Here is a 13,438-nt window from a genome sequence, read left to right as displayed (position 1 = left end):
CGCCTGCTCGGCGGGCGTCGGCGCTGGCGCCGGAGCGGGGGTCGGCGCCTGCGCGGGGACCGGCATCGGCGACGGCGGGCGCTGGGCGTAGGCCGCGGCCGACCCGCGGTGCGCGGGGAGCCGGATCTTGCGGGTCGCCGACCCGGCGCAGAGCAGCGCGATCATGACGGCGATCACACTGCCGCCCACCACGCTCACCGACGCGACCAGAGCCGACACGGGATTCATGGCGATCGACAGGATCCCGGCGCCACCGCCGAGGACCACTACCGCGAGCAGGGACAAGCCGATCTGTAAAAGCCGGGCTTGGAGACGCTCGCTCGCCCGCGAGTAGTCATTCTCCAGCCGGGCGCCGCGGGTGGGCTGAGGCGGCTCCGGCGAGGGCGATTCAGACATCTGGTCCTTCCTGTACGAGGCGACCGACAGCGACCGACGACCATGATCAAGTCTATGTGGCGTGGGCCGGACCAAATGGCTGGGGGCTCCGCGACGCGGGCGATGCTACCGCAAGACTGGCCGCGCACATGAGACCGCGCGTGACAGTTCGGTGACCAGCGGCTCACCGGATTTCTATATATAGGCGATAGTTTCGCCACGCAACCTTGATCGACTGCGCTACCCACCGGTATCCCCCGAATGGCCCAGGAACGAAGAACGGGGCGGACGACCAGTACGCCTGGTCATCCGCCCCGCCGCTTTTCCGGTTACGGGTTACAGGACAGTTTCGCCTCCGCCCAGTCCCCGTGGTCGCTGGCGATGCCATCGCCGCCGTCGGCGATCACCAGCTCGAGCGTGCCCGCCCCGGTGACCGGGACCTGCACCGAAACCGTGGCCGACGTGGGCCGCAGCACCGGGGAGGCGTACTTCTCCACCCCGTCCACCACGACCTTGAAGACCACAGTGGACGGACTGGTGTCACCCATCTCGTCGTCCACGCCGACCTTCGCGCTGAACGAGGAGCAGACACCGCCAAGGTTCACCCGAACGTTGGAAGGCGCGTGCGCGCCGAGACCCTTGGTGTACACGGTGCCGTTGAGGGTGATCGGCTTGCCGTCGCCAGCGGCGCTCTCGTTGTTGCTGCGGTCGCGTTCCACCGGGCCCCAACCGTTCGTCGAACTCAGCCATTCGAGGTCGCTGACGAACGCCTCACCCTTGGGCGCGGGCGGCAGCGGCCGGTCGTGCACCGCTGCGGCGAACACGCCGAACGTCGCGCTCGCGGGGAGCTTGAACGCCCGGATCGTCTTGCCCTTGGCCAACTCCACCGTGTTGTAGAAGACCCGGTAGTCGACATCGGTGTTGGCCAGGCCGGTGGGCGTGTAGCGGCCCTTCACCGACACCGCCAGTTTCGCGCCGCCGGTGGTCGGGTCCTGGAACGACCAGTTCGGGAAAGCCAGCGTGTGCGTCGATTCCGTGCCGTCGGTGTACATCGCGGTCACCGTGCCGCGCGCGCTGGTGCTCGCGCCCGAGCCGAGGAACGCCAGGTGCGTGCCGGTTCCGGAGACCAGGATCGGCTGACCCTGGCCCTTCACCATGTTCGGCGTGCCCGCGGCGGCGGACGGCCAGGTGAACTGGGCGCCCTGCGCGGTCACCGTCGCACCCGGGGCGTAGCCCTGGGCGGCGAGGAGTTCGGCCGGGAAGCTGTTGCCGTCCGGGTCGAACTCGCCCGCGCCGAACGTGGCCGCGTCGGTGATGCCGACGGTGTTGTACGACGCGGCCACCGAGCCGAACGGCACCTGGGCGCGGCCCACCGCGGTGCTGGTGTGCTTGGCACCCGCGGCGAGGTAGGTGGTGTCGAGCTTGATCGTGTGACTGCCCACCGCGGCGGCGGGCGGGGTCACGGCGAACACGGTCCGAACACTCTTCCCCGGGAACACCACCGAATGGGTGGTGCTTCCCTTCGCCGTGGCGGTCCATCCCGCGGGCAGGGTGAGCCCGAGCCGGACGTCCCGCACCGGGATCTCGGTGCCGTTGCGGAACTCCGCGGCCACCTCGGTCGACGCGCCCGCGGCGGCCCACATGTCCGGAGTGGACAGTGTGGACGTGCCGAAGGAGTCGCTCAGCCTGCCGCCACCCACCGAAGTGGTGCCGTACAGGTTGATCGTGGTCGAAGCACCGGTGGACACCGGCGCCGTCTTCACGTGCACGACACCGCGGCGGTCGCCCTCGGCGTAGTGCCACCCGGTCTGCGCCGCGTCGTACTCGGCCTTGGTGCGCAGCTCGGGCAGCGGGATGGTGCCCGCGGGCTGCACCGCGTTCGGCTTGGTGCCGGTGTGCACGGTCAGCTCGTAGGGCCGGGCGGCGGGCTTGCCCGCGTAGTCGCTGACGCTCTGGCCGATGCGCACCGCGACCGTGCCGTAGCCGTTCTTCGGCGCGGACACGTCGAACTTCTGCGTCGCCGACTTGCCCTCGCGGCTGGCCCGGGTCACCCGGTCGTCCTCGTACATCGAGAACGACGACTCGCCCTGCGGGTAGACGTCGACAGTCACCCGGTCGCCCGGCTTCTGCTGCGCGTGGCCGGTGATGCCGTCACGCCACATCGGGACGACCGCGCCCGCCTTGACGAACAGCGGCAGCCGGTCCAGCGGCGCGTGGTAGCCGTTGATCGTGGTCGGGCCCTGGTGGGCCTGGCCGGACCAGTAGTCGATCCAGGTGCCCTCGGGCAGGTAGATGCCGTCCTTGACCTCACCCTCGTTCCACATGGGGGCGACGAGGAACTCCTTGCCCGCCAGGAACTCGTACTTGGTGGTGTCGTCCCAGGTCTTGGGGTCGTTCGGGTACTCCAGGATCAGCGACCGGTTGATCGGCACGCCGGTGCGGTGCGCCTCGGCCGCGTAGCTGTAGAAGTACGGCAGCAGCTGCTCCCGCAGCTTGAGGTACTGCCGGTTGATCGAGGTGTACGGGTCGCCGTAGGCCCACGGCTGCTTGAACTTCGGCGTCGACCAGCCGCTCATCGACATCAGGGCCGGGTTGAACGCCTTCCACTGCAGGTCGCGCACATAGCTGGTGGCGCTGCCGCCGAAGATGCCGTCGACGTCACCGGCGGAGTACGCGATGCCGGAGTTGCCCGAGCCGTGGATGGCCGGGATCTGCCACTTGATGTTGTTCAGCGTGCCCGCGTGGTCACCGGTCCACTGGACCGCGCAGCGCTGCGCGCCCGCCCAGCCCTCGACCATCCAGCTGTACCCGCGGGCGTTGCTGTGCTGCTCGATGCCCGAGTGCGCGGTGTCGCACGCCGAGAGCGCGTGCCGGTAGCCCGGTCCGACCCAGGCGACGTCGAGCTTGCGCACGCGGACACCGGCCTGGCCGACCTCCTCGGGCTGCTTGTCGAGCGACGACTCGGTCCACAGGCCCATCTCGATGCCGCGCTTGCGCAGCTCGCCGCCCGCGGTGGTCAGCGCGTTGATGTCGCGGGTGCCGATGTACTTCTCGACGCCGCTGGGGTTGGGGTTCTGGATGTAGGCGTCACGGTCGGCGCTGTAGCCGCAGCCGTAGTCGTCGTTGACGAGCATCCAGCCGCCGGGCATGTCGTTGTCGACGAACTTCTGCGCGATCTTCGCCGCGTCGGTCGTGATCTCCTTCTCCGGGTGGTACTTCCCGTCGTTGCGCTGGTCCGGGTCGACACCGGGACGGTAGTGGCCGCGGTTGTAGCAGTCGGAGTCGCCGTACTCCAGGCCGTAGATCGGCGGGAGGAACGGCCTGCCGGTCAGCTCTGTGTAGCGGTCCAGCGAGGTCTTCATGTCGCCGACGAAGTAGTAGGCGTCGAAGCGCTGCTCCTGGTGGGTGGTGGCCACCGGCTCGGTGAACGCGTAGCTGCCCGGCGCGAAGGTGTTGCGCAGGACGCCGTAGCCCGCGGTGCTCATGTAGTACGGGGAGGCGTTGGGGTTGCCGCCGTCCTCCCAGTTGAAGTCGCGGGAGATCTTGATGGTCTTGTCGCGGTGGGAGAAGCGGCCGTTCTGCATGCCGCCGCCGACGAACTGCTCGGTCGGGCCGCGCCCCAGCGACTGGGTGGCGCTGGTGGCCGTCCAGGCCAACGGGGCCCGCTCGGACCACACCTGGGTGCCGTCGGCCCGGTGCAGGGCGAAGCGCAGCGGGTTCTTGTAGGCGCGCACCTCGGCGGACTTGGTGCGCAGCGAGTAGTGGTCGCCCTGGTCGGACCAGGTTGCCTCGGGGGCGCTGTAGTCCTTCTTCACGACGATGTCGGATTTCGGCGCGGCCGGGTCGGTCGGCGGGGTGTTCGCCGGGTCGGTGAACTGGCCGTCGGGTGCGAGCCAGATCCGGAACACGTCGTCACGCAGGAAGACCACGCGGACCTTGGCCTGGCCCGCGTCCAGGGTGAACGTGGCCTTGTCGGCCGCGAACCCGGTGACCGCGCCGAGCTGCCCTGGCTCCGCGGCGGTGGCCGTGGGTGCGATGAGCAGGGTGGTCGCCACCGCCGCTGTGGCGGCAAGAATCCCCAGATTTCGACATATCTGAACACTTCTGCGCATTAAGCCCTCATTTCGAGCATCTTCGAGCAGGTTTCGTCATGTCTAGCGCATGGCGAGCGCGCTGTCACTGCTTCGTGTTGCATTCAGGCAACACACGTCAAAGCTGGCCCGAGACCGTTGACGAACCGGAGAGCAGGGGGGAACATGTTCGCAATCTGCTTACAAGTGATTAGAACTGCTCATTCTCAATCGTAAGTTTGCATCGCTCGGTTCGTCCGGCAGTGCCGGCGGGCCGGTCCAGCAGGAAGGCAGGAGAAGTTGAGGCGTGTCATCAAGGCTGCAGCGATCGCCACCGCGGCGACGCTCGGCTTGGTCGCGTGCGGGGGCGGTTCCGACAGCGGCGCCGGTGGGAACACCGAGCTCGAGCTGATGGTCCCGTCCTACGGCGACAAGACCAAGCCCTACTGGGAAGACCTGGTCAAGGCGTTCGAGGCCAAGAACCCCACCATCAAGGTCAAGCTCGAGGTCCAGAGCTGGGACGACATCTACAAGGTCCTCGACACGAAGATCCAGGGCCAGAAGGCGCCCGACATCCTCGAACTCGACTCCGCGGGCCCGGCCTACGGCAAGGAAGGCCTGCTGTTCAAGGCCGACGAGATCGTCTCGCCCGCGACGCTGGCCGACGTGGTGCCCGCGTTCGTGCAGAGCGCGGCCATCGACGGCACCGCCTACGGCGTGCCGACCGTGGCCTCGACCCGTGCGCTGTTCTACAACAAGGAGCTGTTCACCAAGGCAGGCATCGCGGCCCCGCCCAAGACCTGGGACGAGCTGCTCGACTCCGCCAAGAAGATCTCCGCCCTCGGCGACGGCGTCAGCGGCTACGGCATGCCGCTGGGCAACGAGGAAGCCCAGGGCGAGACCTCCATCTGGGCCTACGGCGCGGGCGCGTCGTGGGGTGACGGCTCGAAGATCACTGTGGACACCCCGCAGGCGAACGAGGCGCTCACCTTCATGAAGAAGATGATCGACGAGAAGGCCACCCAGGCCGACCCCGGCGCGACCAACCGCACGCCGCTGATCAACGTGTTCATCCAGGGCAAGATCGGCATGATCACCGGCCTGCCGCCGGTCGTCGGCCAGATCAAGGAGAAGAACCCGGCCCTGCAGTGGGCGATCGCGCCGAGCCCGACCAAGGACGGCAAGCCCGCCACCCTGGGTGTCGCCGACTACTTCGTCGGTTTCAAGAAGGACGGGAAGAAGCAGGAAGCGATCCGCAAGTTCCTGGACTTCTTCTACGAGAAGGACAACTACGTCAAGTTCAACGACAACGAGGGCTTCATCCCGGCCACCAAGTCCGGTGGCGAGGCCGCCGCGGCCAAGCCGGAGCTCAAGGAGTTCATCGACGCCCTTCCCGGCGCCAAGTTCTACCCGGCCACGAACCCGGCGTGGAGCACCGCGTCCGGCGCGTTCAAGCAGCTGGTGGGCCAGATCCAGACCAAGCCCGCCGGTGACGTGCTGGAGGAGATCCAGGCCAAGGTGGACGCGGGCGGCTGACCCCTGCGAGCCGTCCGCCCGTCCGCGGGTGGCGACCGGGGCATCGGTCGCCACCCACGGTTCTGAAAAATGAGGGAGTCTGTGCCAGTGATAGACCCGACCGTGGCGACCGCCCCGCCGACGAAGGCCCGACGCCGCAAGGTCACGCGGGAGTCGACCCTGCAGGCTTTGCCGTGGCTCGCGCCCGCGCTGCTGCTGATCGGCGGCGTCGTGGTGTACCCGGCGGGCTACATGTTCTACACCTCGTTTCGCGACATCTCCCGGTTCGGCACCGACCTGGGCTGGGCGGGCTGGGACAACTACGGCAAGGTCTTCGCGCTCGGGCACCTGCCGCGGGTCTTCCTCAACACCGCGGTGTGGGTTGTCGGCGTCGTGCTCGTCAGCGTGCTGGTCTCGCTGGTGCTGGCACAGTTCCTGAACAAGACGTTCCCCGGCCGCACGGTCGTGCGGCTGGCGGTCATCGTGCCGTGGGCGGCGTCGGTGGTGATGACCTCGACGATCTTCGTCTACGGCCTCGACCCGTTCTACGGGGTGATCAACCAGTTCCTCGTCGACACCGGCGTGATGGCGCAGCCCTACGGCTTCCTGAAGAACCCGGTCTCGGGCTTCCTGTCCTCGGCGGCGGTGGCGGTGTTCGTGTCCGTCCCGTTCACCACCTTCGTCATCCTCGCGGGCTTGCAGACCGTGCCGGGCGACATTCTGGAGGCGGCGCAGATCGACGGCGCGACCAAGCCCCAGACCTACTGGCGTGTCGTGTTCCCAATGCTGCGGCCCGCGCTCGCGGTGGCCGCGCTGATCAACGTCATCAACGTGTTCAACTCGCTGCCCATCCTGCGCACGATGACCGGCGCGATCCCCGGCTACGACGCCGACACGACCACCACGCTGACCTTCAAGATCATCCAGGGCGACCGTCAGATCGACACGGCGAGCGCGCTGAGCGTCATCAACTTCCTGGTGGTCCTCATCGTGATCGCCTTCTACCTGCGCATCGTGCGCCCGATGCGGGAGGTCTGAGCTGATGAGCACCCTCACCGAGGCTCCCCCGGCACTGGACTCGGGCAGTCGCGCACCACGGCCGGTCAAGCGGGAACGGCGGCGCTGGGACCTCACCGCGGTCGGCGGGGTCATCGCGCTGATCTTCCTGGCCCCGTACCTGATCATGCTGTCCGGCGCGTTCAAGTCGCGCCCGGAGATCCTCAAGGTCCCGCCGACCTACCTGCCCGCCGAGTGGCACCCCGAGAACTTCCTGACCATGTGGGGCACGCCGGAGACACCGCTGCCGGACAACCTGTGGTCCACCGTGGTGATCTCCATCGGCGGCACCCTGCTGGCCCTGGTGGCGGCGGTGCCCGCGGCGTACTTCACCGCGCGGCACAACTTCCGGCTGAAGATGCCGTTCCTGCTGCTGGTGCTGATCACCCAGATGCTGCAGCCCACGGTGTTGGCCTCGGGCCTGTTCCGCGAGTTCGTGACGCTGGAACTCAACGACACCTACCTGTCGATGATCCTGGTCAACGCGGCGTTCAACCTGTCCTTCGCCGTGTGGATCATGCACAGCTTCTTCTCGGCGGTTCCCAAGGAGATCGAGGAGGCGGCCTGGCTGGACGGCTGCTCCCGCTTCGACTCGATGCGGCGGATCATGCTGCCGCTGGTCTGGCCGGGCATCGTGACGACGGTCGTGTTCACCTTCATCGCCTGCTGGAACGAGTTCGCGGCCAGCCTGATCCTGCTGCCCACCGACACCAACCAGCCACTCACCGTGGCCCTGACGAAGTTCGTCGGCCAGTACGACTCGGCCTGGCAGTACGTCTTCGCGGTGTCGATCATCGGCATCCTGCCCGTGGTGATTCTCTTCGCGCTCATCGAGAAACGCCTGGTCGCAGGCCTGACCGCTGGTGGCGTCAAGTAGCGGACACACAGCACAACCAGGCCGAGAGCATGACCCACGTCATACTCTCGGCCTGGTTGCGATGGGTGCAGTGCTACACCAACGTCGCCGATGGCGCGCTCACCGGGCGGGCGCGACCTCCTGCGCCATCGGCTGGGCGGCCCGCGGGGACACACCGTCGATGCCCTCGGTGCTGGTCGCGAAGCTGCCCACGGCGTGGGCGATGGCGTCGCCGTTGCGGTCCAGGACGTCGAGGTTCACGTTGTCCAGGTTGTCCCTCGGCGTCTGGTGGTTCGGATCGAACGCCGCACCCGCCTGCCCGCCCCACTTGGCGGCCTGGGCGGCCGTCTTGTAGGTGAACGCGCCGCCGTAGATGCCGCCGACAGGGATGCCCGCGGCCGCGAAGCCCGGGTGGTCGGTGTTGCCGTCGTAGTTCGTGCCCTCCGTGGGGATGCCGCTCGCGGCGTAGAAGTCCACGAAGGTCTTCTCGATCCGGGCGCAGCCCGCGGGGCGCGGGCCGGGTGCGACCCGGTCTGAGTCGTCGCCGTCGTAGACGAAGTGGCCCGCGTTCGGGGAGCCGAGGATGTCGAAGTGCAGGTACATGGCGATGTCGAGGCGCGCCTGGGCGTCGAGCGAGTTCAGGTAGGCGCTGGAGCCGAACTGCGTCCAGGTCGCGCCCCAGAACGCGAAGCGCACCGCGTTGGACACCTTGGGTGAGGCGCCGAGCTTCAGCGCGACCTCGAGCAGCGCCGACGAGCCGGTGGCGTTGTCGTTGATGCCTGGGACGTCGTCCTCGCTGTCGAGTTGGGCGCCCGCGAGCACCACGTTGTCGGTGCGGCCGGTGCGGGTCTGGGCGATCAGGTTGCGGCTGACCGTGGGCACGATGTGCGTGCGGAGGTCGACGGTGGTGGTCGTGCCCGCGAGCGCGGCAAGCGCCGCGCCGTCGGCCATGGTCACGAGGCCGGTCGGGATCCGCGACGCCGCGGGGCCACCGGCCAGGATGCCTCGGGGCGGGCCTTCGAGCTGGTTGTAGATGACGGCGGCGACCGCGCCCGCGCCGGCGGCGACCGCCTGCTTCTGGGTGAAGGTGCAGCCGCCGCGCTTGATCAGCGCGATGCCGCCGGTGATGTCGAGTCCGGCGTAGTCGGCGGCGTCGCAGCCGGGATTGGCGTCGACGGGCACGTGCACCAGCCTGCCGGTCACGCCGCCCGCCGGTGTGTTCATGCCGTGGATGATCGGGAACGGCTCGACGGTGGTCCCGCCCGCCACGACGGAAGCGGCGTCGGTGACGCGGCGGTCGAAGGTGAACTCCGGGGTCTCGACGAGGAAACCGGCCTCGCGCAGCTTCCCGGCGACGTAGTCGAGGCTGTCGCGGAAGCCGTCGGTGTGGGCCGCCCGGGTGCCGCCCGCGCGGTCGGCGAAACGCTGGAACGCGACGAGGTGCCGGTTGATCCGGTCCACGGACACTTTGCGTACCAAGGTGTCGGTGAGGGTCTCCGCGGACCGCTCGGGGGCGGCGCCCGCGACGGGACCGGTTCCGACCAGTACCGCGGCGGCCACCGCCAGGATGGCCAGAGCTGATCTCCTGGTGCTGCGCGACGGGATGCGGCGCACGTCGTCTCCTCTCGAAAGTCGTTCACGGTGGCCGGCCGTCCCACGCATGGGACGGCCGGTCTCGAAGCAGATCACCAGGTCAGATCGAGTCCGCCGCGACCGTCATGGCCGACGCGCGAGCCGCCGACCGCAGTCCGGCCCGCTCGACGCGGGGCGGCACACCGTTGACGCCTTCGGTGCTGACCGCGTAGGAGGCGGTCACCCAGGCCATGGCGTCGGCGTTGCGGTCGAGCGCGACCCGGTCGATGTTGCCGAGGTTGTCGCAGGCCTCGTGGTAGCAGGCGTCGAACCAGACTCCGGCCGTGCCGCCCCACTTCTGCGCCTGCGCGGCCGACTTGGCGCCGATCGTGCCGGTGTAGAGGCCGCCGGACGGGATGCCGACCGAGAGGAACGCGAGCTGGTCGGAGCGGTGGTTGAGCGGGGTGGTCTCGGTCGGCACGCCGCGGGCGGTCAGGTAGTCTACAAAGGACCTCTTGATGTCGCCGGAGCCGTACGGCCCGGTGTCGCCGTCGTAGACGAAGTAACCCGCGTTGGGCGAGCCGATCGCGTCGAAGTTGAGGTACAGCGCGATGTCGAGCTGCTCCTCGAAACTCAGGTTCGACACGTAGTACGGCGAGCCGATGATGCCGAACTCCCAGGCGCCGAAGAAGACGAACCGCACCGCGTTGCTCACCTTGGGCGAGCCGCCGAGCTGCAGGGCGGTCTCCAGCAGGGCGGCGGAGCCGGTGGCGTTGCTGTTGATGCCCGCGCCCTCGACGACGCTGTCCAGGTGTCCACCCGCGACCACGACGTTGTCCTTGCGGCCGGTCTTGGTCTGCGCGATCACCGTGCGGGAGGTGCGCTGCTCGTTGAGCACCTTCAGTTCCATGGTGACCGACTGGCCCGCCTTCGCGCGCAGCGCGACACCGTCCACCTGGGACACACCACCGCTGGGGATCACCGCCTGGTCGGGCGAAGTGAGGTTGCCGCGCAGCCAGCCGTCGATGTTGTTGGCGAAGATCACGCCGATGGCGCCCGCCTTCGCCGCGTTCTGCTGCTTGACCGCGAACGGGCAGCCGCCGCGCCGGATCAGGGCGATCGTGCCGGTGTAGTCCGCACCGGCGAAGTCGGCCGCGGCGCAACCGGGGGTCGCGCTCTCCGGGAGGACGGCCAGCGGGCCGGTGATGCCGCCCTTGGGGGTGTCCGGGGTGTAGAGGGCCATGTGCATCTTGACCGGGGTCCCGCCGACGATGAGGCGCTCGACCAGGGCCTCGGAGTACGGGATCGGGAACTGCTGAGTGGTCACGTCATAGCCGGCGGCGGTGAGCTTGTTGACGACGTAGTCGACGGACGCCTCGTGGCCCGGCGTGCCGGGGGCGCGCCTGCCGCCGTTCTGGTCGGAGATGCGTTGGAACGCGATGAGGTGGCGGTTCATCGCGTCCAGCGTGACCTTGCTCGTCAGCCGCTTGGCCAGGGCCGGTCCGTCGGGTTCGGCGGCCTGCGCGGGTATGACGGTCATGCCGAGGCAGGCGGCGATCGCCAGCGCCGCCCCTCTGAGGACTCTGCTGCGGGACATCCGGGCTCGCTTTCGGGGGTTGGGGATCAGGAAGCGCGCGTGGGCAGGGCGTCGGTGTCGGCGGCGTACTGGGCGATGACCCAGCCGACGGCGGCGGCGTTGTGGGCCAGCATCACCTGGTCCACATTGGACAGCTCGTCGGCCGCCTGGTGGTAGTTGGGGTCGTAGGCGAGGCCGGCGGTGCCACCCCACTTCCGGGCCTGCTCGGGGGTCTTGATCGCGGTGGCGCCGGTGTACAGCCCGCCGGTGGGGATCCCGGCCTCGACGAACACGGCGTGGTCGAACCCGCCGAACAGCGACAGCGGCTCGGTCTCAACACCACGCCCGGCCAGGAAGTCCATAAAGGACTTCTCGATGTGCACGGAGCCTTCCGGGCCGGGGCCGCCGTCGAAGACGAAGTAGCCGCCGTTGGTCGAGCTGAGCATGTCGAAGTTGAGGTACAGGGCGACATCGCGCAGCTGGGCGTCGCTGAGGGCGCGGACGTAGTGGTTGGACCCGATCTGGCCAAGTTCCTCCGCGCCCCACCAGGCGAACCGCACGGCGTTGCGCACCTCGGGCGTGCCACCCAGCTCCAGCGCCGCGGTCAGCAGCGCCGCGCACCCCGCGCCCGCGTCGTTGATGCCGGGGCCGTCCACCACGCTGTCGAGGTGCGCCCCCGCCATGACGACCCGGTCGGTGCGGCCGGTCTTGGTCTGGGCGATCACGTTGCGGGAGACGCGGGGCTCGGAGAACCTCCGCAGGTCGAGCGTGACCTGATCGCCCGCGCGTTCCCGCAGCGTGGCGCCGTCGGCCTTGGCGATGCCACCGGTGGGGATGCGGGCGTTGTCCGGGGAGACGAGGTTGCCCAGGAGCCATTCGTCGTTGGTGTTGTGGATGATCGTGCCGATGGCGCCCGCCTTCGCGGCATTGGCCTGCTTGACCCAGTGCGGGCCGCCGCCGCGGCGGATGAGGACGATGGTGCCGGTGTAGTCGGCGCCATCGAAATCGGACTCCTCGCAGCCGGTCGCGTCGAGGACGGCGAGCGGTCCGGTGATGCCGCCGAGCGGGGTGTCAGGCGAGTGGCGCATGACGGTGATGGGGATGGTGTCGGCGCCGACTTGGAGGCGCTCGGCGACGGTTTCCTCATAGATGATGGGGAAATCCTGGAGCCTGACCTCGAAACCGGCGGCGATGAGACGCTCGGCGACGTAGTCGACGGACTCCTCGTGGCCGGGGGTGCCGGAGGCGCGGCTGCCGCCGTTGCGGTCGGCGATGCGCTGGAAGGCCTGGAGATGGTGCAGGACCGCGTCGGCGGTGACGCTGTCGGCCAGATCCTGGGGGACCATCGTTCTCCTTGTGCTTGGCGGCGCTGTCACTGTGGCCTGGGGTGGGGGCGGTCCACCCGAGCCATTCATGGTCGAGGTGGACTGGCTTCGGTTCCGCCGGTGGGGATCGTCTGGCGCCAGGTGTTTTTGAGCTTGTCCAAGTACTTCAGGCCGCCCAGGACCTTGTCGGTGTCGCCGACGAAGTCGATGAGACAGGCGACCTCGTCGACGCCCGCTTCCCGCAGCTGCTCCAGGGTCGCGGCGCCGTCCTCGACCGTGCCGAAGAGGCCGCCGGTGTCGAAGTAGCGGTCGAAGGATCGCTCCACCAGGAAGTCGATGTCCTCCGGGGACAGGGAATCCGGGTCGACGCCGGGGAGGATGTCGCCGGCGGCGCGGACGATCAGGCCGATGGAGCTGCGCAGGTAGGCGCTGAAGGGTTCCCGGACGATCTCGCGGACCTCGTCGCGGTCTGGGCCCAGGAAGGTGTGCAGCATCAGGGCCACATGGCCCGGGGTGCCCTCGGGGAGGGATTCGCGGTAGGTGGTGATCTTTGTTTTGAGGTCCTTGAGGTCTTGGCCCAGCAGGTGGGTCAGGACACCGACACCGAGAGAGCCCGCCGCCTTGAAGGTCTCCGGGCTGCCGGAGCTGGTGAGCCAGATCGGCAGTTCCGGGCGGACCGGGGGCGGGTACACCTTGACCTCGACAGGCTTCCCCTCACCGTCCACCAACGTGGTTTTGTTGCCCCGCCACAGGTCCCGGACGGTGTTGATGGTCTCGACCACCACCTCCCGGCGGTTGGCGTAGTTCTCCGGGCGGATGGCGAAGTCGACCGCGTGCCAACCGGAGGCGAAGGAGACACCCACCCGGCCGCCGGACAGGTTGTCGACGACCGACCACTCCTCGGCGATGCGGACCGGAGGGTGCAGGGGCGCGACGACGCTGCCCGCCCGGATGCCGATGTGCTTGGGGCTCGCGTCAGAATAAGGTCGGTGTTTACGGGCGTGTCGGGGGGTGGACGCAGTAGTTCCATTCACCGTGGAAATCGTGGCGGGTGATGGGCAGGGCGTCGACGTCTTTCTTGGTGTATTTGATG

At 68.7% G+C, this 13,438-nt stretch carries 8 protein-coding genes and 1 pseudogene; 3 read left to right on the top strand and 6 right to left on the bottom strand.

The genetic code is table 11. The features are described 5' to 3' along the window. Both ACRDSQ_RS25530 and ACRDSQ_RS25525 read right to left on the bottom strand, forming a co-directional pair. Positions 1–396, bottom strand: a pseudogene (locus ACRDSQ_RS25530) (hypothetical protein); the annotation flags it as partial. Between the two features lie 308 nt (positions 397–704). Continuing rightward, a complete protein-coding gene (locus ACRDSQ_RS25525) occupies positions 705–4,430 on the bottom strand; it encodes an NPCBM/NEW2 domain-containing protein (protein WP_431424504.1) in 3,726 nt (1,241 codons plus the stop codon). 315 nt (positions 4,431–4,745) lie between these two features. Between ACRDSQ_RS25525 and ACRDSQ_RS25520 the strand changes: the two genes are divergently transcribed. The 3 genes from ACRDSQ_RS25520 to ACRDSQ_RS25510 all read left to right on the top strand — a co-directional run bounded on the left by ACRDSQ_RS25520 (position 4,746) and on the right by ACRDSQ_RS25510 (position 7,893). Continuing rightward, positions 4,746–5,981, top strand: a complete 1,236-nt coding sequence (locus ACRDSQ_RS25520; protein ID WP_431424503.1) for an extracellular solute-binding protein — start codon at positions 4,746–4,748, stop codon at positions 5,979–5,981. A gap of 87 nt (positions 5,982–6,068) precedes the next feature. Beyond that, on the top strand, positions 6,069–6,998 hold the full coding sequence (locus tag ACRDSQ_RS25515; RefSeq protein WP_431424502.1) for a carbohydrate ABC transporter permease: 930 nt from the start codon (positions 6,069–6,071) through the stop codon (positions 6,996–6,998). A 4-nt stretch (positions 6,999–7,002) separates the two neighbouring features. Beyond that, on the top strand, positions 7,003–7,893 hold the full coding sequence (locus ACRDSQ_RS25510; RefSeq protein WP_431424501.1) for a carbohydrate ABC transporter permease: 891 nt from the start codon (positions 7,003–7,005) through the stop codon (positions 7,891–7,893). Between the two features lie 99 nt (positions 7,894–7,992). Here the strand turns inward: ACRDSQ_RS25510 and ACRDSQ_RS25505 are convergent, their stop codons facing one another. The 4 genes from ACRDSQ_RS25505 to ACRDSQ_RS25490 all read right to left on the bottom strand — a co-directional run bounded on the left by ACRDSQ_RS25505 (position 7,993) and on the right by ACRDSQ_RS25490 (position 13,379). Beyond that, positions 7,993–9,486: a M28 family peptidase gene (locus tag ACRDSQ_RS25505; RefSeq protein ID WP_431424500.1), complete on the bottom strand. Its 1,494-nt coding sequence runs from the start codon at positions 9,484–9,486 to the stop codon at positions 7,993–7,995. A gap of 79 nt (positions 9,487–9,565) precedes the next feature. Beyond that, positions 9,566–11,041, bottom strand: coding sequence for a M28 family peptidase (locus tag ACRDSQ_RS25500; RefSeq protein WP_431424499.1), 1,476 nt, complete (start codon positions 11,039–11,041; stop codon positions 9,566–9,568). A 26-nt stretch (positions 11,042–11,067) separates the two neighbouring features. Beyond that, complete coding sequence (locus ACRDSQ_RS25495; RefSeq protein ID WP_431424498.1) at positions 11,068–12,366, bottom strand: M28 family peptidase; 1,299 nt, start codon at positions 12,364–12,366, stop codon at positions 11,068–11,070. A gap of 65 nt (positions 12,367–12,431) precedes the next feature. Further along, positions 12,432–13,379 (bottom strand): MupA/Atu3671 family FMN-dependent luciferase-like monooxygenase, encoded by a 948-nt coding sequence (locus tag ACRDSQ_RS25490; protein WP_431424497.1) that lies wholly within the window; start codon positions 13,377–13,379, stop codon positions 12,432–12,434. Between the last annotated feature and the right edge of the window lie 59 nt (positions 13,380–13,438).

Source organism: Actinokineospora sp. (genome assembly GCF_050699995.1).
GTDB lineage: Bacteria > Actinomycetota > Actinomycetes > Mycobacteriales > Pseudonocardiaceae > Actinokineospora.
This window is presented reverse-complemented; position numbering and strand designations above follow the sequence as displayed.

Bases quoted from the DNA above. Each gene is read 5' to 3' on its own strand.
- ACRDSQ_RS25510 (WP_431424501.1), top strand. From the start codon at position 7,003: ATGAGCACCCTCACCGAGGCTCCCCCGGCACTGGACTCGGGCAGTCGC.
- ACRDSQ_RS25500 (WP_431424499.1), bottom strand. From the start codon at position 11,041: ATGTCCCGCAGCAGAGTCCTCAGAGGGGCGGCGCTGGCGATCGCCGCC.
- ACRDSQ_RS25495 (WP_431424498.1), bottom strand. From the start codon at position 12,366: ATGGTCCCCCAGGATCTGGCCGACAGCGTCACCGCCGACGCGGTCCTG.